The sequence below is a fragment of the Crossiella sp. CA-258035 genome (genome assembly GCF_030064675.1).
Taxonomy (GTDB): Bacteria; Actinomycetota; Actinomycetes; order Mycobacteriales; family Pseudonocardiaceae; genus Crossiella.
The window spans coordinates 1,746,933-1,768,902 of record NZ_CP116413.1 but is presented as its reverse complement, the minus strand read 5'-3'; the positions used below and the strand labels follow the sequence as shown (position 1 = coordinate 1,768,902).

20 protein-coding genes, 1 tRNA gene and 1 riboswitch are annotated in these 21,970 nt (G+C 71.2%); of the genes, 8 read left to right on the top strand and 13 right to left on the bottom strand.

Features of this window, described 5'->3' with window-relative positions; genetic code table 11:
• Positions 1 to 41: 41 nt before the first annotated feature.
• From N8J89_RS08695 to N8J89_RS08675, 5 genes are all read right to left on the bottom strand, one after another.
• A complete protein-coding gene (locus N8J89_RS08695; RefSeq protein WP_283663831.1) occupies positions 42 to 1,100 on the bottom strand; it encodes a hypothetical protein in 1,059 nt (352 codons plus the stop codon).
• Positions 1,101 to 1,126: 26 nt separating this feature from the next.
• Positions 1,127 to 1,339 (bottom strand): hypothetical protein, encoded by a 213-nt coding sequence (locus N8J89_RS08690; RefSeq protein ID WP_283663830.1) that lies wholly within the window; start codon positions 1,337 to 1,339, stop codon positions 1,127 to 1,129.
• Positions 1,340 to 1,922: 583 nt separating this feature from the next.
• Positions 1,923 to 1,997: transfer RNA gene (locus N8J89_RS08685), tRNA-Val, on the bottom strand.
• A gap of 49 nt (positions 1,998 to 2,046) precedes the next feature.
• A complete protein-coding gene (locus N8J89_RS08680; protein ID WP_252481900.1) occupies positions 2,047 to 2,511 on the bottom strand; it encodes a peroxiredoxin in 465 nt (154 codons plus the stop codon).
• Positions 2,512 to 2,586: 75 nt separating this feature from the next.
• Positions 2,587 to 3,018 (bottom strand): DUF3052 domain-containing protein, encoded by a 432-nt coding sequence (locus N8J89_RS08675; RefSeq protein WP_252481899.1) that lies wholly within the window; start codon positions 3,016 to 3,018, stop codon positions 2,587 to 2,589.
• A 332-nt stretch (positions 3,019 to 3,350) separates the two neighbouring features.
• On the opposite strand from N8J89_RS08675, the gene aceE reads away from it, so the two are divergent.
• A complete protein-coding gene (aceE, locus tag N8J89_RS08670) occupies positions 3,351 to 6,119 on the top strand; it encodes a pyruvate dehydrogenase (acetyl-transferring), homodimeric type (RefSeq protein WP_283663829.1) in 2,769 nt (922 codons plus the stop codon).
• Between the two features lie 60 nt (positions 6,120 to 6,179).
• Here aceE and N8J89_RS08665 read toward each other — a convergent pair whose 3' ends face one another.
• Positions 6,180 to 7,433 (bottom strand): M14 family metallopeptidase, encoded by a 1,254-nt coding sequence (locus N8J89_RS08665; protein WP_283663828.1) that lies wholly within the window; start codon positions 7,431 to 7,433, stop codon positions 6,180 to 6,182.
• 60 nt (positions 7,434 to 7,493) lie between these two features.
• Positions 7,494 to 8,129 (bottom strand): nicotinamide mononucleotide transporter family protein, encoded by a 636-nt coding sequence (locus N8J89_RS08660; protein WP_283663827.1) that lies wholly within the window; start codon positions 8,127 to 8,129, stop codon positions 7,494 to 7,496.
• 97 nt (positions 8,130 to 8,226) lie between these two features.
• Positions 8,227 to 8,355, bottom strand: a riboswitch (FMN riboswitch).
• Between the two features lie 104 nt (positions 8,356 to 8,459).
• On the opposite strand from N8J89_RS08660, the gene N8J89_RS08655 reads away from it, so the two are divergent.
• Positions 8,460 to 9,722 carry a phytase gene (locus tag N8J89_RS08655; RefSeq protein ID WP_283663826.1) on the top strand — a complete coding sequence of 421 codons (1,263 nt, stop codon included), beginning with the start codon at positions 8,460 to 8,462 and terminating at the stop codon, positions 9,720 to 9,722.
• Between the two features lies 1 nt (position 9,723).
• On the opposite strand, the gene N8J89_RS08650 is transcribed toward N8J89_RS08655, so the two are convergent.
• Both N8J89_RS08650 and N8J89_RS08645 read right to left on the bottom strand, forming a co-directional pair.
• Positions 9,724 to 10,503, bottom strand: a complete 780-nt coding sequence (locus N8J89_RS08650; protein ID WP_283663825.1) for a mechanosensitive ion channel family protein — start codon at positions 10,501 to 10,503, stop codon at positions 9,724 to 9,726.
• A gap of 219 nt (positions 10,504 to 10,722) precedes the next feature.
• On the bottom strand, positions 10,723 to 12,363 hold the full coding sequence (locus N8J89_RS08645; RefSeq protein ID WP_283663824.1) for an alpha/beta fold hydrolase: 1,641 nt from the start codon (positions 12,361 to 12,363) through the stop codon (positions 10,723 to 10,725).
• 188 nt (positions 12,364 to 12,551) lie between these two features.
• On the opposite strand from N8J89_RS08645, the gene N8J89_RS08640 reads away from it, so the two are divergent.
• From N8J89_RS08640 to N8J89_RS08620, 5 genes are all read left to right on the top strand, one after another.
• Positions 12,552 to 13,757: a PucR family transcriptional regulator gene (locus tag N8J89_RS08640; RefSeq protein ID WP_283663823.1), complete on the top strand. Its 1,206-nt coding sequence runs from the start codon at positions 12,552 to 12,554 to the stop codon at positions 13,755 to 13,757.
• A gap of 185 nt (positions 13,758 to 13,942) precedes the next feature.
• Positions 13,943 to 14,875, top strand: a complete 933-nt coding sequence (locus N8J89_RS08635) for an ACP S-malonyltransferase (protein ID WP_283663822.1) — start codon at positions 13,943 to 13,945, stop codon at positions 14,873 to 14,875.
• 20 nt (positions 14,876 to 14,895) lie between these two features.
• Positions 14,896 to 15,861 carry a beta-ketoacyl-ACP synthase III gene (locus tag N8J89_RS08630; RefSeq protein ID WP_283663821.1) on the top strand — a complete coding sequence of 322 codons (966 nt, stop codon included), beginning with the start codon at positions 14,896 to 14,898 and terminating at the stop codon, positions 15,859 to 15,861.
• A 79-nt stretch (positions 15,862 to 15,940) separates the two neighbouring features.
• Positions 15,941 to 16,183, top strand: a complete 243-nt coding sequence (locus N8J89_RS08625) for an acyl carrier protein (RefSeq protein ID WP_252481890.1) — start codon at positions 15,941 to 15,943, stop codon at positions 16,181 to 16,183.
• On the top strand, positions 16,180 to 17,406 hold the full coding sequence (locus N8J89_RS08620; protein WP_283663820.1) for a beta-ketoacyl-[acyl-carrier-protein] synthase family protein: 1,227 nt from the start codon (positions 16,180 to 16,182) through the stop codon (positions 17,404 to 17,406). Before N8J89_RS08625 ends, N8J89_RS08620 begins: the two co-directional genes overlap by 4 nt.
• Positions 17,407 to 17,466: 60 nt before the next feature.
• On the opposite strand, the gene N8J89_RS08615 is transcribed toward N8J89_RS08620, so the two are convergent.
• A complete protein-coding gene (locus tag N8J89_RS08615) occupies positions 17,467 to 18,051 on the bottom strand; it encodes a hypothetical protein (RefSeq protein WP_283663819.1) in 585 nt (194 codons plus the stop codon).
• A 35-nt stretch (positions 18,052 to 18,086) separates the two neighbouring features.
• Positions 18,087 to 18,590, bottom strand: coding sequence for a DUF3145 domain-containing protein (locus tag N8J89_RS08610; protein WP_283663818.1), 504 nt, complete (start codon positions 18,588 to 18,590; stop codon positions 18,087 to 18,089).
• 302 nt (positions 18,591 to 18,892) lie between these two features.
• On the opposite strand from N8J89_RS08610, the gene N8J89_RS08605 reads away from it, so the two are divergent.
• A complete protein-coding gene (locus N8J89_RS08605; RefSeq protein ID WP_283663817.1) occupies positions 18,893 to 20,209 on the top strand; it encodes a hypothetical protein in 1,317 nt (438 codons plus the stop codon).
• Here the strand turns inward: N8J89_RS08605 and N8J89_RS08600 are convergent.
• Both N8J89_RS08600 and N8J89_RS08595 read right to left on the bottom strand, forming a co-directional pair.
• The gene (locus tag N8J89_RS08600; protein WP_283663816.1) at positions 20,206 to 21,021 is read right to left on the bottom strand and encodes a cytochrome c biogenesis CcdA family protein; all 816 of its coding nucleotides are present in this window, start codon (positions 21,019 to 21,021) and stop codon (positions 20,206 to 20,208) included. The two genes, N8J89_RS08605 and N8J89_RS08600, sit on opposite strands and share 4 nt — an antisense overlap.
• Positions 21,018 to 21,860: a DsbA family protein gene (locus N8J89_RS08595; protein WP_283663815.1), complete on the bottom strand. Its 843-nt coding sequence runs from the start codon at positions 21,858 to 21,860 to the stop codon at positions 21,018 to 21,020. The genes N8J89_RS08600 and N8J89_RS08595 overlap by 4 nt, the downstream gene beginning before the upstream one ends.
• Positions 21,861 to 21,970: the final 110 nt, after the last annotated feature.

Sequence of the window (21,970 nt, the reverse complement as noted above, 5' to 3'; positions counted from 1 at the left end):
GGGACCGGCCCGCCGGGAGCCGGCCCCAGCGGATCACCACCTCATCGACAGCACCAGCACGGCGAGCAGGATCCCGACCAGCAGACCGCCCAGGCCCCAGACCAGGTTGGCGCGGGTAGGTCTGGGTTGGGCCGGGCATGTCGCGCGGGCGGACTGGAGGCCGGTGGCGCGGTGGTGGTCAGCTCCATCGGTGTGGACGGTCCGCCGCGTTCGAGCATTCCCGCCGGGTTCCGGGGCACAGGCGGCAGGCCGGGCTGGTGCTGGTCGAGTTCGGCCGGGTCCGCTGTCACGATCTCGCCTGCGGGCAGCTGGGCCAGGGTCTGGCGGACCGTGATCCAGTCGTCGATCAGCGGTGGTGGGGCGCCGAAGGCGGTCAGCATGCCCATCAGGTGCTGGTCCTTGGGCAGCCTCAGGTCCTTGGGGGACTTCGCCGGGACGCAGTGGCTGCGGATGGTGGTGAAGGCCACCGGGTAGCCGGCGACCGTGGCCCGCAGTTCCAGGTCCCGGAAGCTCACCCCGACCGCTTTCTTGATCGCCATCATGGCCGCGCGGAACTGCTCGACGCTGCGCACGGACTCCGGCCGCGGCCAGGTGGCGACGTTGGTCCTGGGCTCCATCGGCGGGGCGATCCGGCCGCTGAGCCTGCGCACCTCGGCGACCCTGGACCGGATCGCCTCGGCCTGCTCGGTCTCGGCGTCCAGGCGGGGCGCGGGCGCGCTGAAGTTGTCCGGGCGCTCGATGTCCTTCCGGTAGTTGCGCAGGTACAAGGCCTCGAACTCGGCCTCGATCTTCGCCAGTCCGGTCCCGGCCTGATCCGGTGCGCCCGCGGGCTCCGCGCTGCCGCGGAACAGGTCGCCGACCTGCTGGCGGAGCGCGTCCTCGTCCGGCACCAGGTCGAAGTAGGCCTCCAGCACTCGCCAGGTCGGCGCCGCCACGCCGAACTCGATGTCGTCGATGATCTGGACCGAGGTGTCGGCGAAGTCGGCGACCACGCCGGTGTCGACCTGGGCCCGGCTGCGCACTCGTTGAAGCAGCAACCCCAGCTCACGGGAGCCGATGGGTTGCGCCTGCCCGCCATTCGGGGTGGCGTTGTTCGTCATCTCGGGTACGGATCTTTCTGTCCTGGTCAGCGCCGGGGGGAAACCGTGGCCGGGTCCGGTCCGAACCGCTGGGCCAGCTCCGCGCACAGCCCGCCGAGCGCGATCACGATGGTCGCCGCGGTGACCGGCGTGGCGCCGAGCGCCGACAGCACCGAGGTGCCGGCCAGGGCGATCAGCCAGGTCAGCAGGCCCAACGGCGGCGTCGGGGCGGGCCACGGGACTGGCAGTGGTGCGATCATGATCGAATTACTCCTTTCCGGCGCATGCAACATGCGCTGTACGCATTGCGGACAGCAATGCGTGATCTTGGGAACCGCTACCCCGGGGTGCGCTCTCGGGAGCGGACACCTAGCTCCCCGGGTTCTCGCAGTAGTCGTCATCATGGCCGAATTCCGGCGTTCCGCCATCCAATACCGGGCATTTCTTGCCACTCAGGCAAGAGGACCACCCGAATGCCGGATACCAAACACGGTAGCCGCGCAAGCACTCGCAAGCATCACCAGATCGGGTGTTTACGCAGGTCAGGCAGCCGGTCAGCAGAATGAACAAAGACGAACGTGCAGCGATGTTCAGCACCAGCCCCAAGAAACAGGTTCGGCTGCGCCGAGTTGCCTCCCCGGCACGACGAGCGGTCCGCCACCCAATCAGCGGAGCACCGCCGCATTGGTTGATGATTGGACAAGCATTGCCAATGGGTCAACGAGAACTGGCGGATGAATCCACCGGGATTCCGCGCGCGGACCAGCAGACAAGAACAGGCCCGGGTCTCGTGACGACTGACGTCACGTGACCCGGGCCTGTCCGGCGTCGAGCGGTGCTACCTGGTGGGCACAGTTGGTTTCGAACCAACGACCCCTCGCTTGTAAGGCGAGTGCTCTCCCACTGAGCTATGCGCCCCCGCAGCGGCCCCGAGCGTACCGCCCGGGGCGCTGCGCGATCTTGCGGTTCAGCTGGCCAGCTCGGTCAGCGCCTTCTTCCACGCGGACTGGTCACGGGCTTCGCCGGGGCCGTTGACCTCGGCGAAGCGGACGATGCCGTCCTTGTCGATCAGGAAGGTGCCGCGGACGGCGAAGCCGGCGGTGTCGTTGAAGACGCCGTAGGACTTGGCGACCTCGCCGTGCGGCCAGAAGTCGGACAGCAGCGGGAAGGTGTAGCCCTCCTGCGCCGCCCACGCCTTGAGGCTGAACGGGGTGTCCACGGACACACCGATCACCTGCACGGCGTCGTTCTGGTAGTCGCCGATCTCGTCCCGGACCTGGCACAGCTCACCGGTGCAGATGCCGCTGAACGCGAAGGGGTAGAACACGAGCAGGACGTTCTTCTCGCCGCGGAACGAGGAGAGGGTGACCTTCTCCTTGTTGCTGTCCGGCAGCGTGAAGTCCGGGGCCTGCGTACCGACCTCGATCGTCATCGAGCACTCTCCTGGGAGTCTGGCTGGCTTCAGCGAGCCAGCCTAGACCCTCAGGGAGAACTCACAGACTTGGTCTCAGCGCTTGGGCTTCCCGGCCCGAGCGCCGACCAGCCGGGTGGCCGTCCAGCCCTCCGACACCGACAGTGTCGAGGTGACGGACAGTCCTGCCGTGCTGGACGCGTCGCCGACGTCACTCGGCTCCACGTAGCCCGGCTTTCCGGTCTTGGGTGTCAGCAGCCAGATCACGCCCTCGTCGGCGAGTGGTGTGATGGCGTCGACGAGGTCGTCGGTGAGATCACCGTCACCCTCCCGCCACCAGTACAGCACCACGTCGATGACTTCCTGCGCGTCCTCGTCGAGGAGTTCGCCTCCACAGCGCTCCTCCACGGCGGCGCGGATGTCGTCATCGACATCCTCGTCCCAGCCGAGTTCCTGGACCACCATGTCCGGCTCAATACCGAGCCTCTCGGCGACGCCGACCTTTTCAGCGCCTTCCGCGGCGACCACGAGTGTCACTCCTCCAACTACGCGAGTGCGGCAAGCCGTACGGCCGCCGCACTGGTGTGTCCAACCGATCCCGGCTAGCGAACACTGCGAGTGGCCACCTGCGCAACTGCACGAGGCGGGACACGCCGGAATGGCTTCCCAACTGGCGGCATCTGGCTGCCCTCGATCGGACTATTGACAGTTACCGGCCGGTAGCGGTGACGCGCGTGCGCGCACGCGTAAGGATGGGGGACGATGACACGGCAGCGCCAACGCGTGGGATGCTCACCTGACACCGCGTGGCCGAGAAAGGCTGCCCCGAAACTGACGACGAAGCATGGCGAGGAGAACCCTTGGCCCCGCAGAACACCGGCGCCGGCACCCCTGAGCGGGTGCGCGTCATCCGCGACGGGCTGGCCGCCCACCTGCCGGACATCGATCCGGAGGAGACCGCCGAGTGGCTGGAGTCCTTCGACGCCGTCCTCGCCGGGGCCGGTCAGCAGCGCGCCCGGTACCTGATGCTCCGGCTGCTGGAACGTGCTCGTGAGAGCCACGTCGGCGTACCCTCGCTGACCAGCACCGACTACGTGAACACCATCCCCACCGAGCGGGAGCCCTGGTTCCCCGGCGATGAGGAGACCGAGCGCCGCTACCGGGCGTTCATCCGCTGGAACGCCGCGGTGATGGTGCACCGCGCCCAGCGGCCCGGCGTCGGTGTCGGTGGTCACATCTCCACCTACGCCTCCTCCGCCGCGCTCTACGAGGTCGGCTTCAACTGGTTCTTCCGTGGCAAGGACCATCCCGGCGGCGGCGACCAGCTCTTCATCCAGGGCCACGCCTCCCCCGGCATCTACGCCCGTGCCTTCCTGGAAGGCCGGCTCTCCGCCGAGCAGCTCGACGGCTTCCGGCAGGAGTTGTCGCACGCCGGGCCGGGTGGCGGCCTGCCGTCCTACCCGCACCCGCGGCTGATGCCGAACTTCTGGGAGTTCCCCACGGTGTCCATGGGCCTCGGCCCGATGAACGCCATCTACCAGGCCCGGTTCAACCGGTACATGCACGACCGCGGGCTGGCCGACACCTCGCAGCAGCGGGTGTGGGCCTTCCTCGGCGACGGCGAGATGGACGAGCCGGAGTCGCGTGGCCTGATCCACGTCGCGGCCTCCGAGGGCCTGGACAACCTGACCTTCGTGATCAACTGCAACCTGCAGCGCCTGGACGGGCCGGTGCGCGGCAACGGCAAGATCATCCAGGAGCTGGAGTCGTTCTTCCGCGGCGCGGGCTGGAACGTGATCAAGGTCGTCTGGGGCCGGGAGTGGGACGCGCTGCTGCACGCCGACCGCGACGGCGCCCTGGTCAACCTGATGAACACCACGCCGGACGGCGACTTCCAGACCTATAAGGCCAACGACGGCGCCTACGTGCGTGAGCACTTCTTCGGCCGCGACCCGCGGACCAAGGAGCTGGTCACCCCCTACAGCGACCAGGACATCTGGAACCTCAAGCGCGGCGGGCACGACTACCGCAAGGTGTACGCGGCCTACAAGGCGGCCACCGAGCACCACGGCCAGCCCACGGTCATCCTGGCCAAGACCATCAAGGGCTACGGCCTCGGCCCGCAGTTCGAGGCGCGCAACGCCACGCACCAGATGAAGAAGCTCACCCTCGACGACCTGAAGCGCTTCCGCGACACCCAGCGGATCCCGATCACCGACGCCGAGCTCGACCGCGACCCGTACCTGCCGCCGTACTACCACCCCGGCAAGGACTCCGCGGAGATCCAGTACCTGCTGGACCGCCGTCGTCAGCTGGGTGGTTCGGCGCCCGCCCGCCGGGTCAAGGACAAGCCGCTGGTGCTGCCCGGCGACAAGGTCTACGAGGTCATCCAGCGCGGGTCCGGCAAGCAGGAGGTGGCCACCACCATGGCCTTCGTCCGGCTGGTCAAGGACCTGGCGAAGGACCCGGAGATCGGCCCCCGGCTCGTCCCGATCATCCCGGACGAGGCGCGGACCTTCGGCATGGACTCCATGTTCCCGACGCAGAAGATCTACAACCCGCACGGTCAGCTGTACACCTCGGTGGACGCCAAGCTGATGCTCGCCTACAAGGAGAGCGAGAAGGGTCAGATCCTGCACGAGGGGATCAACGAGGCCGGGTCGACCGCCTCGTTCACCGCGGCGGGCACCTCCTACGCCACGCACGGCGAGCCGATGATCCCGATCTACATCTTCTACTCGATGTTCGGGTTCCAGCGCACCGGCGACGGCCTGTGGGCGGCGGCGGACCAGATGGCCCGCGGCTTCGTGCTCGGCGCCACCGCCGGTCGCACCACGCTGACCGGTGAGGGCCTGCAGCACAACGACGGGCACTCGCAGCTGCTGGCCTACACCAACCCCGCGGTGGTGGCCTACGACCCGGCCTACGGGTACGAGGTGGCGCACATCGTCAAGGACGGTCTGCGCCGGATGTACGGCGAGAACTCCGAGGACATCTTCTACTACCTCACCGTCTACAACGACCCGTACGTCCAGCCCGCCCAGCCTGCGGACCTGGACGTGGACGGCCTGCTCCGCGGCCTGTACCGGGTCAAGCGGGCCGAGGGCCAGGGCCAGCTGCGGGCCCAGGTGCTGGCCTCCGGTGTGGCGCTGCCGTGGGCGACGCGCGCGCAGGAGCTGCTGGCCCAGGACTGGGGCGTGCACGCCGATGTGTGGTCGGCCACCTCGTGGTCGGAGCTGCGCCGCGAGGCGGTGGCGATCGAGCGGGAGAACCTGCTGCACCCGGACCAGACTCCCCGGGTGCCGTACATCACCCAGGCGCTGGCCGAGGGTGAGGGCCCCGTGGTCGCGGTGTCGGACTGGATGCGCGCGGTGCCGGACCTGATCCGGCCGTGGGTGCCCACCGACATGCTGACCCTGGGCACCGACGGGTTCGGTTTCTCCGACACCCGCCCGGCCGCCCGCCGCCACTTCCTGGTCGACGCCGAGTCGATCACGGTGGCCACGCTGGCCGCGCTGGCCAAGCGCGGTGAGGTGGAGCGGTCGGTGGTCGCCGAGGCGGCACGCAAGTACCGCATCGACGACGTGCAGGCCGCCGGTCCGCAGACCTCGGACCCCGGTTCCGCCTGAGCGAACGCGAAGAAGGGGCTCCCCGGTGGTGGGGAGCCCCTTCTCGTTGTGCGGGTCAGCTCAGACGCAGTGCGGCGCGGGCGCGGTCTTCACCAGGCCGAAGTCCGCGCGCGGGTCCAGCAGCAGTGGGACCAGCTTGCCGGCTTCCTGGTGGCGCGGCACGATCCGGCCGCCGGGCGCCGACACCGAGAAGATGCCGTGCAGGCCCAGCACCTCGCGGTGCGCGGCGAACTGCTCGGCGGTCAGCCGGTACCCGCAGGCCGGGTTCTTGTCCACGTCCTCGGGCTTGGCCGGCTCGTTGTCCGCGCCGCCGAAGTAGACCGGGCCCTGGCCGAGCACCGCGGCCAGCCTGCTCTTGGCCACCGCGAGCTGGATCGACACCCACCGGTCGGCGACCAGCTTGAGGGTGCCCGCGACCGCGGCCAGCTGACCCTGCACCCGGCGGCGCTGGTTGAGCGCTGGATCGGCGGCCTCGGCCGGGTCCTTGGCGTCCACCTTGGTCTCCAGCAGCATGCCGACCGCGTGCTTGAGGCCCGCGGTGTTGCGCAGGATGCGTTCCTGGCCGTCACCGGCGACCTGGCGGATCGGCTTGCCGGTGACCGGGTCGGTCCAGATGCCGTACTCGCCGGTGCTCTGGCCCGCGCGCTCCACGTGCGGCTTGGCGTAGTCCTTGGACAGCGCGACCGATTCGTCGTGCAGGTGGCCGTCCACGTTGAGGTTGCGGGACCACAGGTACAGCACGTCCTTGTCGTAGACCTTGGGCGTGGCGCCGTACTCGTGCAGGTCGTGGATGACCTCCGGGCGGTAGTCCTTGATCACCTTCGCCAGTGCCTTCGCCTCCGGGGAGACCAGCAGCAGGTGGTCGCGGTTGATGTCCACGCCCTTGGCGTTGGTGCGGGTGTCCGCGGCCCGGCCGTCCGGGTTGGCGGTGGGCACGAACAGGTAGCGCACCTTGGGGTCCGGGCGCTGGAAGGCCAGGTCGCGCAGCTTGCTCAGGCAGCCCTCGCGGCCGGAGGGCTCGTCGCCGTGCTGGGAGCAGATGAACAGCACGGTGCTGATGGCGTGCGCGGGACCGACCCGGACCAGGTTGATCGGGCGGCCCTGCACGCTCTCGCCGATGCGGGAGACGGCGGTGTGGCGGCTGGCCTTGTCCACGGCGGCGAGGAATGCCTGCTCCTCGTCCAGGCCGGTCCAGCTGGCGCCGTTGGTCTGCTCGAAGCCGGTGCGCGGCGGGGCGGGCGCCGCGGTTGCGGCGGGTACGACGAGGCCAAGGGCGGCTGTGGTCAGCGCGGCCAGGGCGATGAGTCGACGCACGTGACTCCTCGGTGGGTTCGGGTGAGGCCCCCAGTGAGCCCCGGCCCGAACCCATCACCGTCACCTGGCGGTGTCAACCGTCATTCGTTGCCGGGCGGCGGCCGCGGTGCGGTTCCAGTCCTGCCAGCCGCGGATCACCAGCACCGCGAACACGAGGTAGACCAGCGCGGAGAACCACAGTCCCGACATCAGCTGCAAGGGCACGCCGACCGCGTCCACGGCCAGCCACACCAGCCAGAACTCGACCAGCCCGTAGGCCTGCGCGCCGTAGGCGACCAGGGTGCCGATGAAGATCCAGGCGTCCGGCCACGGCGCCCAGGAGGCGTCCAGCGCGTCCAGCAGCAGCGCGAAACCGGTGGTGCCGACGAGCATCAGGCCGAGCATCACCAGGCGTTCGGTGGTGGTGGCCGCGCGCACCGCGACGCCGAAGACCGGGTCCCGGCGGCGGGTCCAGGCCCACCAGCCGTAGAGCGCGATGGCCAGCACCGCGACCTGCCGGGTGGCCAGGCCGCCGAGCTGGGCGGAGAGGTAGACGCTGAACAGCAGCACCGCGGTGACGATCTGCACCGGCCAGGTCCACAGGGTGCGGCGCTGGGCCAGGAAGACCACGGCCAGCGCGCCCAGTTGGCCGATCAGCTCGGCGTAGGCGACCCGTTGGCCGAAGAACTCGAACCCGTGGTCCATCAGGAACCGCATCTGCCTCTCCCCACAGTCCAGGCCCCCGGGGCCTGTTTCTGGGAACGGCGACGCGACACCGGCGTGCGGACTCAGACGTCAGCGCACGCGGGCGCGCGTGCGCTGCCTCCCATCCGGACTGTCACCGTCGGCCACGGATTTTCACCGTGTCAACCGCCGGCTGGCTGCCGGCGGGTCGCGGGCTTTCACCGCCGGCTCGGATTTTCACCGACCCCGGAGCGCACGACACTTCTGCTCTGGCCAACACTGTCCTCCCCTGCCGCTATTCCGCCCAGGGGATAGTGACCTGAAAGACTGTTCGCGTTCACCTGTGACCGCCAGGGTTGAGCCATGCGCAACCTGCTGGTCCCCCCAGTTGTCGCCCTGCTCGTGCTCGGTCTGCCCGGCCTCGCCAACGCCCGGCCCGGCACCGTCGTCCCCGTCGCCCAGACCCCGCCGTTCGTCGACGACGCCAGTGGCCGCCCGCCGAAGGCCAACGCCGACGACCCGGCGATCTGGACGCACCCGTCCCGGCCGGCGGACAGCGTGGTGCTGGGCACGCTGAAGGAGGGCGGCCTGGCCGTCTTCGACCTCGCCGGCAAGCAGTTGCAGCTGGTGGCCGCGCCACCGCCGCCACAGCCAGGGGCCGCGCCGGGCCGGTTCAACAACGTGGACCTGCTGGGCGACCTGGCCTTCGTCAGCGACCGCGGCCGGGACCGGGTGCGGGTGTACCGGGTCGACCCGCGCGGCGCGGCGGCCGGGAACAAGGTGCTCACCGACGTGACCGCGCCGGAGACGCCGAGGGTGTTCAGCGCGACCGAGGCCGAGGTGGACGAGCAGCGCACCGCCTACGGCCTGGCCGCGGGCACCGACCGGGGCGTCCCGCTGGTGGTGGCCAGCCGCCGCCACGAGACCCGGCTGGCCCTGCTCACCCCGGTGCGCACCGCGGCGGGTGTCAGTGTCCGCAAACTGTCCACTGTGGACATCCCGGCGAGCTTCCGGCTGCCCGACGGCAAGACCTGGACGCCGTGCGCCGAGCCGGGTGAGCGGCCGCAGATCGAGGGCATGGTGATCGACTCCCGGCACCGGGTGCTCTACGCCGCCCAGGAGGATGTCGGCATCTGGCGGATTCCGTTGTCCACCAAGGGCTTCGGCCAGCCGGAGCTGATCGACCGGGTGCGCGAGTTCGGCGTGCCCGCGAAGTACGACGAGCAGACCGAGGAGTGCGTGCCGGACGGCCCGGACCCGGGCTTCGGCGGCAAGTGGCTGACCGCGGACGCCGAGGGGCTGACCATCGCCGACGCCGGGGACGGCAAGGGGCAGCTGGTCGCCTCCAGCCAGGGCGACTCGCGGTTCGTGGTCTACGACCGGGTCAGGCCCGGCAAGGTGCTGGGCACCTTCCGGGTGCGCGAGGGGCACGGGCGGGACTCGGTGGAGCACTCCGACGGGGCGGCCGTGGTGACCACGCCGCTGCCCGGATATCCGGCCGGACTGCTCGTGGTGCACGACGGAGAGCGGAAACCGGTGGCCACCGGTCCCTCTGGCGAGGAACTGGAGACCACCGGTTTCGCTTATCTGAGCTGGCAGGACGTGCTGGCGTCGCTGGAGCGGTGAGCTACTGCGCCGGCGGCATCGGCGGGATCGGCGTCCCGGCGGGCGGGGTCGGGTCGTTGTTCGGCGGCGGCCCCGGCGGCGTTGAGGTGCCCGGCGCGGGAGCGGGGTTGCGGCCGGCCGCGGCCTCGCTCTCGATCCGGCTCAGCCAGCGACCCCAGCGGTCCTGCATCGGCCGGATCAGGCCGCCGCCGACGCCCACCACCAGGATGCCGCCGACCGTAGCCAGCACCGTGATCAGCACCGGCAGGGTGACCGCGGTGGCGATGCCGAGCTGGTTCAGCGCGGCGATCACACCCAGCGCCAGGATGAAGGCGTAGGTGATGCCGCGCAGCAGCGGGGTGAACGGGCGCGCGCCGAGCGCGGCGCTCACCATGTCCCGCACCACCCTGGCGATGGCCGCGGACACCAGCAGCAGCACGATCGCCACCACGATCCGCGGCAGGTAGCTGACGATGTCGGTGAGCAGCTGGCTCACCGCGTTGCCGGTGCCGAAGGCGCTGAAGGCCAGTTGCAGTGCGATCAGCAGGACGAAGTAGTAGACGAGCTTGACGATGATCTCGGCGGCGTCCACCCGCTGGCTGGCCAGCAGCGTGCCCACGCCCGCCTTGTCGGCCAGCCGGTTGAAGCCAGTCTTGCGCAGCAGCAACGAGACCACCTTGGCCAGCGCCTTGGCGATCAGCCAGCCGACCAACAGGATCAGCAGGAAGCCGAAGAGCTTCGGCACAAATGTCGCCACCATGGACCACGCGTCCGCGAGTCCCCGGCGTAGTTCGCCTCCCACGACTTCCTCCTCTGTCCGCGACAGGTTGTCGCTACCGGAGTTGATCGTGGGCTGCTCGGCCTAAACCAGCAAGGCGCAACACAGACCCGATAGGAGTAATGGACTGGCCCGAACGGCCCTGACCGTCCACAGTAGAACCACCGGTGGGGACCGGAGGGATGAGAAGGCCCGGCGCGAGCGCCGGGCCTTCTCCCTTTTTTCGTTGTGTCAGCGTGGAAATCAGAACGGCAGGTTGGTCACCTTGTTGGCTGCCGCGGCCGCGCGCACCTTCTCCGCCAGCGCGGACGGCGGGGTGGGCGCGGACCGGCGGGACCACGCGGACTCGGTGTCGGCAGGCACGTCCGGACGCGGGGTGCCCGCGCAGATCACCCGGCTCGGCGGCAGCACGCCGTCGACCAGGTACCGGTTCACGTGCTGGTCCACGCAGGTGTTGCCGCCGAGGGCGTACAGGCCGTGGCGGCCCTCGTCGGCCACCGAGATCAGGTGGTCCTCCAGTCGCTCGGCCATGGCCGGGCCGCCGTCGTAGTGGGTCTGGGTGTCGCCGTCGGCCTGGATCACCAGACCGGTCTGGTAGCCCTTGCGCTTGAGCTTGACCGGCTGCTCCGGCGGGGTGAAGGAGCGGAAGGTGCAGGTGCGCGGCGCGGCGCGGCCGACGCCGAGGCCGTAGGGGTAGCGGTCCCGGAACTCACGCATGTCCTGGTAGTAGGTGTTGAGGTCACCCGGCCAGTCCGCCTCGCAGGTCACCGTGTCGAACACGCCGGGACGCAGCTGGGCCAGGCCCAGCGCGGCCAGTTCCTTGCCCGCCTTGACCGCCTCGGCGAACTCGGCGGAGCCCGGCTGGAAGTCCCGGAAGTACTTCACGTCCTCGGCCAGGAACTCCCAGTTGAACCGGTACCGCGCGCCGCCGCCCATGCCCGCGTCGAACTGGGTGCGGTCGAAGCCGTCCACCGGCTTGGCGTGCAGCTTGGCCGCCACCTGCTCGACGGTGGCCAGCACCTCGGCCTTGGTCTTGCCGATGCCGAAGCGGTTGTTGCGCTGCCCGGCCCACTCGGCCCACAGGTCCACGTTCTCCCGGAAGGCCACCGACTGGCGCTTGAACTGCTCCCGCCAGATCCACTCCGGGTGCACCGCGGAGTCCAGCACGCTGCGGTCCAGCTGCTTGGGGAACAGGCTGCCGTAGACCGCGCCGAGGTAGGTGCCGTAGGAGTAGCCGACGTAGTTGAGCTTCTTCTCCCCCAGCACGCCGCGGATGACGTCCATGTCGCGGGCGGTGTTGGGCGTGTTGACGTGCTTGCGCAGCGCGCCACCGGCCTTGCGGCAGGCTTCCTCGCTCTGCCGGGCGCTGGCCGCCCAGGCCGGGAAGTCCTTGTCCTCCGGGCGGGAGCTGAGCTTGTGCAGGTCGGTGGTGACCTCGCAGCTGAGCAGGGTGGACTCGTTGACCCCGCGCGGGTCGAAGCCGATCAGGTCGTAGACCTCGGTCAGCGGGGTGCCGTAGAAGTAGGTCGGCATGGCCAGGCCGCTGCCGCCGGGACCACCCGGGTTGGTCAGCAGGATGCCGCGCCGCTTGGCCGGGTCGCTGGCCTTGAGCCTGCTCACCGACAGCGAGATCTTCTCCTGCTTGGGCTTGCGGTAGTCCAGCGGCACCACCAGGGTGGCGCAGTCCAGCCCGGTGTTGAACTTGCACGGCTGCCAGTTCGGGACCTGGCCGTAGAACTCCTTGAGCGCGGCCGGGCTGGCCGTCTCGGCCGCGTCGGCCGCCGAGGTCGCGGTCACGACCTGGGTGCCGAGCAGCCCGAGCAGCGCCAGCGTCAGCGCGGCCGCTCGCGACCACCTGCCGCGGATGGCGGTTGTGCTACGCACAGTGGAACCTCCTGCATCGCCTGTGCCCCTTTCGGGCGAGCAGCTCGTTCCTACCGACGGGTGAGCAGGGAAAACAGGGCGAACTGGCCGCACATTAATCTGGGATTTTCCCCGTATAGAAGGTCGCCCGACTGTGGTAACGCTCAGCGTGCGCCTGAGTACCGGCCGGACGTGGGATTCTGGGCGGCATGAGCACCGAGGCCGGGCCCGGCACGCATCCGCCGGAGCTGTCGCCGGCCACCCTGCGCGGACTGGAGCGCGCCTCCGGCGACCTGGCCGCGGCCAGCATCGCCGCGATGGACTCCCAGCTGCCCTGGTTCCGCCGGATGCCGGCCGACCAGCGGGCCAGCGTGCTGCTGGTGATCCAGACCGGCGCGGCCAACTTCGTGGAGTGGCTGCGCGACCCCCGGCAGGCCATCCGGCTGACCGCGGAGGCGTTCCGGGCCGCGCCGCGCGACATCTCCCGCTGGGTCAGCCTGCGGCAGACCGTGGAGCTGGTCCGGATCGCCATCGACCAGCTGGAGCAGCAGCTGCCGATACTGGGCCGGGACACCGCGGAGCGGAGCTGGCTGACCGAGGCGGTGCTGCGCTACGGCCGGGAGATCGCCTTCGCCGCGGCCACCTCCTACGCCGCCGCGGCCGAGGCCAGGGGCGCCTGGGACGCCCGGCTGGAAGCGCTGATGGTGGACGGCATCGTGCGTGGCGACGCCGAGGAGTCGCTGCTCTCGCGGGCCGCCGCGCTCGGCTGGGACCTGGCCGCCGAGGCCACCGTGCTGGTCGGCAACCCGGCCAGCGACGACCCGCCCGCGGTGGTCTTCGACGTGCGCAGCCGGGCCGCCCGCACCGGGCGCGCGGTGCTGCTCGGCGTGCAGGGCTCCCGGCTGGTGGTGGTGCTCGGCGGGCCGGTGGCCGGGTCCACCGGGCACGACGTGCTGGCCAAGATGTCCGAGGCCTTCGGCGACGGGCCGGTGGTGGCCGGGCCGACCGTGGCCAGCCTGGCCGAGGCGCACCACAGCGCGGCCGACGCCATCTCCGGGCTGCGCGCGGTGGTCGGCTGGCCCGCCGCGCCGCGGCCGGTGCGCTCCGGCGAGCTGCTGCCCGAGCGCGCGCTGGCCGGGGACCCGGAGGCGGAGCGGCAGCTGGTGGAACGGGTGGTGCGGCCGCTGGTGGAGGCGGGCGGCTCGCTGCTGGAGACGGTGGAGGCCTACCTGGAGGCCGGTGGCGTGCTGGAGAGCTGTGCGCGGACCTTGTTCGTGCACTCCAACACGGTGCGGTACCGGCTGCGCCGGGTGGCCGAGATCACCGGGCACACCGCCACCGATCCGAGGGACGCGCTGGTGCTGCGGGTGGCCCTGGCGGTCGGGCGGCTGGCCAGGGCTCGCGGACTCTGGTGATCCCGGTCTCACCACTCACCCGTTCGGCCTAGCCAGCGAGCGGACTTCTTGGCGCTGACCACAATGAAACAGACATATGCGGGGCGGTTTTTGCTCACCGCTTGTAGACACTCCACAAACAGAGCCCCCGAAGTTGGTTCCCGGCGGCATGCCAGCAAACCGCCGGAGCGTGTTCAGTTACCGACGTGATCGCGCTCCTCGCTCCCGGACAGGGCTCGCAGTCCCCCGGCATGTTCGGTCCATGGCTCGAACTGCCCGGCACTGCCGAGCGGCTGTCCCACTGGTCCGAGCTGACCGGGCTGGACCTGGTCCGCCTCGGCACCACGGCGAGCGCCGAGGAGATCAAGGACACGTCGGTGACCCAGCCACTGGTGGTGGCTCTGGCGCTGCTGGCGTACGAAGAGTTGGCCCGCCGGGTCGAGTTGCCCACCGACGTCCCGGTTGCCGGCCACTCGGTCGGTGAGCTCGCCGCCGCAGCAGTTGGTGGCGTGCTCACCGCCGATGACGCCGTCGCGCTGGCCGCGGTGCGCGGGGCCGAGATGGCCGCCGCGTGCGCGCTCGAACCGACCGGCATGGTCGCCGTGATGGGCGGTGTGGAGACCGAGGTCCTCGCGCGGATCGAGGAGCTCGGCCTGGTTCCCGCCAACCGCAACGGCGCCGGACAGATCGTGGCCGCGGGCAGCCTGGCCGGGCTGGACAAGCTGCTCGCCGAGGCGCCCGAGCGGGCGCGGGTCAAGGCGCTGCCCGTGGCGGGCGCCTTCCACACCCATTACATGGCCCCCGCGGCCGAGGCGCTGCGCGCCCGCGCCGCGTCGGTGGCGGTGAACAACGTCACGCGCCCCTTGTTGTCCAACGCCGAAGGCGCTGTGCTCCCTGTGGGCACCGACGGTGCCGAAGTGCTTGGCCGGCTGGTCACCCAGGTGACCTCGCCGGTGCGTTGGGACGCCTGCATGACCACCCTCGGCACTCAGGGGGTCACCGCGGTCGTCGAGCTGCCTCCGGCCGGGACGCTGAGCGGACTGGTCAAGCGGGAGCTTCCCGACCTGACGCGGCTCCCCCTGAAGTCCCCGGCCGACCTCGACAAGGCGGCCGACCTGTTCGCCGGTGGTGCGGCGTGAGCAACGAGGAGCGACCAACGATGCAGCTGGCCCCCGGCCCGGTCGGCACGAAGATCATCGGACTAGGCAGCCACCAGGGCGACCGCGTGGTGACCAACCACGACATCGCGAAGCTGGTGGACACCTCCGACGAGTGGATCCAGAGCCGGGTCGGCATCAAGACCCGCAGGCTCGCCCGCGAGGACCAGTCGCTGACCGACATGGCGGTCGAGGCCGGCAAGAAGGCCGTCGCGGACTCCGGGCTGGACCCCAATGACATCGACACGGTCATCATCGCCACCTGCACCATGCCCAGCACCATCCCCAACGCCGCGGCCCAGGTCGCCGCGCGGATCGGGGTCGGCCGGGCGGGCGCCTTCGACGTGAACGCGGCCTGCGCGGGCTTCTGCTACGCCATGGCCACCGCCTCGGACCTGGTCCGCGGCGGCTCCTCCCGGTACGCGCTGGTGATCGGCGCCGAGCGCTTCACCGACTGGGTGGACTGGACCGACCGCTCGACCTGCATCATCTTCGCCGACGGCGCGGGCGCCGCGGTGATCGGACCCTCGGACGAGCCGGCCATCGGGCCGGTGGCCTGGGAGAGCGCGGGCGGCCTTGCCGAGATGATCGGCGTGACCCCGCAGCGCTACCTCTACCAGGAGGGCCAGTCGGTCTTCCGCTGGGCGACCACGGAGAACTGGCCGGTGGCCGAGCGCGCGGTGGAGCTGGCCGGGCTCAAGCTCTCCGACATCGACGCGCTGGTGCCGCACCAGGCGAACCTGCGCATCGTGGAGTCGATCGCCAAGGAGCTGCGCGGCCGGGGCGCCCGCGAGGACCTGGTGGTCGCCCGTGACATCGTCACCAGTGGCAACACCTCCTCCGCCTCGATCCCGATCGCGCTGGACCACATGCGCGAGGCGGGCGAGATCTCCAGCGGTGACGTGCTGCTGCTGATCGGTTTCGGCGCCGGGCTGGTCTCGGCCGGACAGGTGGTCATCTGCCCCTGAGCGCGGGGGCGGGCGCACAACAGACTCCGGGACGGCCGTTGCCGTCCCGGTCGGTGGGTAACTAGAGAGGAACAGCTTCATGGCTTCGGAAAAGGAAATTCTCGACGGCCTCGCGGAGATCATCGAGGAGGTCGCGGGTGTCGACCAGGCCGACGTGGCCGCCGAGAAGTCCTTCGTGGACGACCTGGACATCGACTCGCTGTCCATGGTCGAGGTCGCGGTGCAGGCCGAGGACAAGTTCGGCGTGAAGATCCCGGACGACGAGCTGGTCAACCTGAAGACCGTCGGTGACGCGGTGGCCTACATCTCGAAGAACCAATGACATCTGCTGACGTTGTCGTCACCGGTCTCGGTGCGACGACCCCGCTCGGCGGCGACGTCGCGTCCACCTGGGACGCGATGCTCGCCGGGCGCAGCGGGGTCGGCGAGCTGAAGGCCGACTGGGTGGACAGGTTCGAGCTGGACGTGCGGATCGCCGCCCAGCTCGCTGTCGAGCCCACCGAGGTGCTGACCAGGGTCGAGGCTCGCCGCCTCGACCGGTCGGAGCAGGTCGCGCTGGTCGCCGCCCGCCAGGCGTGGGCGGACGCCGGTTCCCCCGAGGTCGAGCCCGAGCGGCTGGCCGTGGTGGTGGGCACCGGCATCGGCGGCGCACTGACCATCCTCGGCCAGGACGACATCCTGGAGCAGTACGGGAAGCGGAAGGTCTCGCCGCTGACCGTGCCGATGCTCATGCCCAACGGCCCCGCGGCCGTGGTCGGGCTCGAGCTGGGCTCCAGGGCCGGGGTGCACGCCCCGGTCTCGGCCTGCGCCTCCGGCGCCGAGGCGATCGCCTGGGCGTGGCGGATGCTCAAGGCCGGGGAGGTCGACGTGGTGGTCTGCGGCGGCGCCGAGGCGAGCATCTGCGCGCTGCCGGTGGCCGGGTTCTCGCAGATGCGGGCGATGAGCACGCGCAACGACGAACCCGAACGGGCCTCCCGTCCGTTCGACCTCGCGCGCGACGGGTTCGTGCTGGGTGAGGGCGCCGGGATCATGGTGCTGGAGCGGGCCGAGTACGCCGCGGCCCGGAAGGCCAAGGTGTACGGCAGGCTGGCCGGTATCGGCACCACTGCCGACGCCTACCACATCACCGCGCCCGAACCCGAGGGCAAGGGCGCCAGCCGGGCCATCACGGCCGCGCTGCGCACCGGGGGCCTCCAGCCCTCGGACGTGGGCCATGTGAACGCGCACGCGACGTCGACCCCGGTCGGCGACGTGGCCGAGGCGGCGGCCATCCGCTCCGCCATCGGCACGCACGCGGTGGTCACCGCGCCGAAGTCCGCGCTGGGACACCTGCTGGGTGGCTCCGGCGCGGTGGAGGCGATCGCCACCGTGCTCGCGGTCCGCGACGGCCTGATCCCGCCGACGCTGAACCTGGAGAACCTCGACCCCAAGGTCGGGCTGGACGTGGTCACGGGTGAACCCCGCCGCGTCAACCTGCACGCCGCCGTGAACGACTCGTTCGGTTTCGGCGGGCACAACGTGGCACTGGCCTTCGCCTCGGTCTGAGCAGCACCTGCCTCAGACCGGGGCGCAAGTCCGCCTTCCGCCTCAGCAGACGGTGTCCCCTCAGCAGACGGTGACCACGGTGCTCTGCGGGGAGCCCTTGTCGATGCGCAGCAGGCGTCCCTCCCAGGCCAGCTGGTAGGTCGAGCGCCAGCGGTTGCAGTCCGAGCGGGCCGTGGCAGGCGACTTCGCCTCGTCCTGGGTGCTGGTGAAGCTGAGCATGATCCGCAGCGTGTTGTTCGGCGAGTTGATCACCCGGCGGACCAGGATGCTGCCGTCCTTGGTGCTGGCGTAGTCGGCCAGCCAGTTCGCGCGCTGGTACTCCAGGGCGACCTTGCTGGTCACGTGCGCGCGCCACTTGTCGAAGTCGCGGTTGTTGATCGCGTCGAAGTAGCCGGTGAGCGTGCTCCTGATGGCGGCGGCGTCCGGGTGCGCGCTGGCGTCCGGGGTGAACTCCACTGTGGACGGTCCGGGCTCCTCGGCGCGCGGCCGGGCCGAGGTGGTGTCGATGACCGCGGGCACCTGGGGGTCCTCGCTGACCCGCGACTCGGCCTGGCGCAGGCTCAGCCCGGCCGTGCCCGCGCCGAGCAGCACCAACCCGACCAGGAACAGCGGCCAGAACCGCCGCAAGCCACCCGAGGCACTCACCCCAACAGGGTGCCACACCGGCCGGACACCGCTGGTCAGCCCACCCGGTGCAGCCAGGTCACCGGCGCCCCGTCACCGGCCCGCCGGAACGGCTCCAGCGCGTCGTCCCACGCCGCGCCGAGCAGCTCGCCGATCCGGTGCGTCATCGCCTCGGCGGCCCGGTTGGCCGTCATCAGCGTGCGCAGCTGGTCCTCGTTGACCACGATGTCGCCGTTGGCGCTGGTGCGCGCCCGCCACAGGCCGAGACCCGGCACGTGGCAGAACCGCTCGCCGTCCACGCCTGGACTGGGTTCCTCGGTGACCTCGAAGCGGAGCATCGGCCAGGCCCGCAGCGCGGACACCAACGACGCCCCGGTGCCGGCATCGCCGGTCCAGGCGCACTCGGCGCGCAGCTGTCCCGGCGCCGCCGGTTGGGCGGTCCACTTCAAGTCGGCCCGGCCACCCAGGGTGCCCGAGATCGCCCACTCGACGTGCGGACAGACCGCAGACGGCGACGAGTGGACGTAGACAACGCCACTGGTGCATCCCCGTGCGCTCACTGCTGACCTCCGCTACTCGACGAGGGACGTCTTCCCCGCGGCCCTCGTCTTGTGCAACGGACGGTGCGTCGAACGATCGGCGATCACCCGTGCGGTCATTCTGCCCTGCACAACCTCCAATGCGCCAGAAGAACCAACCGACACCCCGATCAGTGTCACCCGGCCGGGGGCCTTCACGCATTGTGTTCAAGAACAGACTGCGATTTGGGTGGTTGCCGGTAACCCAGCGGGGGTCTCCCGCTACGGTTTGAGCCGACCGGAGCAACCGGGACTGGGACGAGTCACGCGCGGAGGTGGTCAGCGTGCGGTTGGTGCGGCTCGGTGACGACCCGTCAGCCCGGGTGGACGGGGTCGAGGCCGACCTGCGCGCGGCGCTGTCGACCTGGGGCGTGGGCACCGACCTGGCCGGCGGGGTCGCGCTGCTGGACTGCACGCCGCCGGGCAGCCTGCGGCCGCTGGACGCGGTGATCGTGCTGCCGCGCGGGGTGATCGTGGTGGTCGGGGTGGACCTGCCCGGCCCCGCGATGAAGCTGGAAGCCCCGTTGCAGGGGCAGTGGAAGGTCGACGGCTGGCCGCTGATCAGGGACGACGGACTGCTCAACCCGGCGGTGGAGGCGCTGTCCGCGGCCTCCGCGCTGACCCAGCGGTTGCAGGCGGAGCGGATCGAGCCGTTACCCGTCTCCACCGTGGTCGCGGTCGGCCCGTACGTGGCCCAGGTGTTGCAGCCCACCGGCGACCTGCACCGCGGCATCAGGGTGCTGCACCCGGCGCCGACCGCGCTGCTGGCCGCGGTGAAGGAGCTGTCCACCTACGAGCGCCCGTGCACCGCGGAGGCGGCCAGGCGGCTGCTGTCCAGTGTGGACCGGCGGACCGCCACGCTGACCGCCGGTGAGCTGGTCGCGGAGGGCTTCGCCGACTCGGTGAGTCCGGACCTGGCCAGCGCCAGCACCATGCTCATCCCCCGCTTCACCGCCGACGGCCGCCCCGCTCCCCCGCGCCCGGCCGCGCCGAAGCCCAAGGCCAAGCGCCCGCCGTGGCTGCCGATCGCCGGCCTGGCCGTGGCCGCGCTGGCCCTGGTGCTGCTGATCGCCGCGGTGGCCCGCTCCTGTGGCAGCGAGGCCCCGGAGTCCAACGGCAGCGGCGCGGTCTCCGCGCTGCACAGCCCGGAACCGCCCGAGTCCACTGTGGACGGCCTGGACTTCGTGCCGCGCGGCTCGTCGCGGGAGACCGACTGCGGGCCGAGGGCCTTCGGCCAGGTGCAGCAGTGGCTGCGGGAGAACCCGTGCACCGCGCTGGTGCGCAGCCTGTTCGAGGTCAACGAGGAGCGCAAGGCCGCGGTGTCGGTGGTGGTGGTCAGCTTCGCCGACGCGGTGCAGGCCGAGCGGTTCCAGGCGCTGGCCGACGACGAGCAGAGCGGCGGGGTGACCGAGCTGCTGCGCGAGGGCCGCAGCTGGCCGGGCGGGCCCAGCTCGTTCGCGCAGGCGGTGTCCTCGACCTCGCGGGACGGTTCCCGGGTGCGGATCGTGCGCGCGGTGTGGGTGGGTCAGGAGACCAAGCCGACCGATGTGGTGCTGCAGGGCATCGCGGAACGCGCGCTGCGGCTGCCGCTGCCCGGCTAACCCTTGCGCAGCCGCCAGACCAACATGGTGCTGGCCACGGCGAGTACCGGGAGCAGGACGACCAGGTCCGGCACGCCCGCGGCCAGCTCGCCCGCGCGCTCGGCCAGTGCGGACTCGGTGTCCACGCTGACGATCCCCGGCAGTGCCGCGGTGCCGTCGGTGACCAGGAACAGCACGCCGATGCCGATGAACAGCAGCCCGGCCACCAGGTTCGTCGAGTGCAGGCGCAGGCGGCCCAGGCTGACCTCTCGGCCGCGCAGCCAGCTCCGCTCGCCCAGCTTCAGCCGGTCCCACAGCATGGCCAGCACGAACAGCGGCAGCACCATGCCGAGGCCGTAGACCGCGAGCAGGGCCGCGCCGTAGCCGGGATCGCCGCCGGCGGCGGCCACGGTGAGCACGCCGCCGAGGATCGGGCCGGAGCAGAACCCGGCCAGGCCGTAGGTGGCGCCCAGCACGTACACCGAGACGGCCGAGGAGATCCGGGTGGTGGCCGCGAAGCGCTGGGACAGCCCTGACCCGAAGCCGCGGCCGAACAGCTGGGCCGTGCCGAAGGCGATCAGCAGCACCGCGGCCACACCGATCACCGTCTGGCGGTGCGCGGTGAGCAGCCCGCCCAGACTGGCCGCGGCCGCGCCCAGCGGCACCAGCGTGGTGGCCAGGCCGAGGTAGAACACGCCGGTGCGGGCCAGCAGCCGGGCCGGGTGGCCGAAGGCGTAGGCGAAGAAGGCGGGCAGCAGCAGCGCCGAGCAGGGACTGGCCAGCGCGAGCGCGCCGCCGAGCAGCGCGCCGAGGTAGCCGAGCTGCCCGCTCACTTGCGGGCGGCCTGCTCGATCAGCTTGGTGAAGGTCTCCAGCGGCTGCGCGCCGACCACGGCCCTGCCGTTGATCAGGAAGGCCGGGGTGCTGGTCAGGCCCATCTCCTGGCCCTCGGCCGCGTCGACCCTGACCTCCTCGCGCAGCGCGGGGTCGGTCATATCGCGCTCGAACTTGGCCAGGTCCGCCACGCCGGAGCGGCGGGCCAGGTCGCGCAGCCGGTCCGGGCCGAACTCGCCGTGCCCCGAGCGCGGGGCCTCGGCGAAGGCCAGCTCGTGGAACGGCCAGAACTTGCCCTGCCTGCCCGCGGCGCGGGCGGCCAGCGCGGCGGCCTCGGACTGCTCGCCGAACAGCGGCAGGTCCCGCCACTCGATCCGCAGGATGCCCTGCTCCACGAAGCGGCGGACCAGTTCGGGGCGGGTGTCGGTGCTGAACTTGGCGCAGTACGGGCAGCGGTAGTCGGCGTACTCCACCAGCACCACCGGCGCGTCCACCCGGCCCTTGGCGTAGGGGTCGCCCTCGCGGCGGCGGGTGAACTTGGTGTCCAGCTCCTTGGCCGCCGCGTCGATCTCGCTCTGGTTCGGCCGCTGGGCGGTGGTGCTCTGGGCGGCGGTGTCCTGCGCGGCCGGCGGGTCCGCGGGCGGGGTGTCGCCGGTGCGGCCCAGGGCCAGGTAGGCCAGCAGCACGCCGATCACCACGACGACGGCGGGCAGGGCGAGCTGCCAGCCGGGGCGCTTGGCGGGCTGGTCGCCCGGGGGCTGGGCGTTCTCGGGCTGCGCGCCCGCGGGCTGGGCGTGCTGGGCGGCGGGGTCCGGCTGTTCGGGCTGCGGCTGGCTCATCGCCTGCCACCGTAGCGGCGGGCCGGTCACCGACCAAAGGTGGTGTCAGCCCCCCTACCTCCGGGGGAGCCACCCCTGAGACGACTCGGGAGTCCACCCCATGGTTCCGG

What these genes read in the sequence shown, in the direction of transcription:
- N8J89_RS08660 (WP_283663827.1), bottom strand. Translation starts at nt 8,129, where the DNA reads ATGCGGTTCCTGATGGACCACGGGTTCGAGTTCTTCGGCCAACGGGTC.
- N8J89_RS08690 (WP_283663830.1), bottom strand. Translation starts at nt 1,339, where the DNA reads ATGATCGCACCACTGCCAGTCCCGTGGCCCGCCCCGACGCCGCCGTTG.
- N8J89_RS08695 (WP_283663831.1), bottom strand. Translation starts at nt 1,100, where the DNA reads ATGACGAACAACGCCACCCCGAATGGCGGGCAGGCGCAACCCATCGGC.
- N8J89_RS08640 (WP_283663823.1), top strand. Translation starts at nt 12,552, where the DNA reads ATGAGCACCGAGGCCGGGCCCGGCACGCATCCGCCGGAGCTGTCGCCG.
- N8J89_RS08655 (WP_283663826.1), top strand. Translation starts at nt 8,460, where the DNA reads ATGCGCAACCTGCTGGTCCCCCCAGTTGTCGCCCTGCTCGTGCTCGGT.
- N8J89_RS08620 (WP_283663820.1), top strand. Translation starts at nt 16,180, where the DNA reads ATGACATCTGCTGACGTTGTCGTCACCGGTCTCGGTGCGACGACCCCG.
- N8J89_RS08595 (WP_283663815.1), bottom strand. Translation starts at nt 21,860, where the DNA reads ATGAGCCAGCCGCAGCCCGAACAGCCGGACCCCGCCGCCCAGCACGCC.
- N8J89_RS08625 (WP_252481890.1), top strand. Translation starts at nt 15,941, where the DNA reads ATGGCTTCGGAAAAGGAAATTCTCGACGGCCTCGCGGAGATCATCGAG.
- N8J89_RS08630 (WP_283663821.1), top strand. Translation starts at nt 14,896, where the DNA reads ATGCAGCTGGCCCCCGGCCCGGTCGGCACGAAGATCATCGGACTAGGC.
- N8J89_RS08680 (WP_252481900.1), bottom strand. Translation starts at nt 2,511, where the DNA reads ATGACGATCGAGGTCGGTACGCAGGCCCCGGACTTCACGCTGCCGGAC.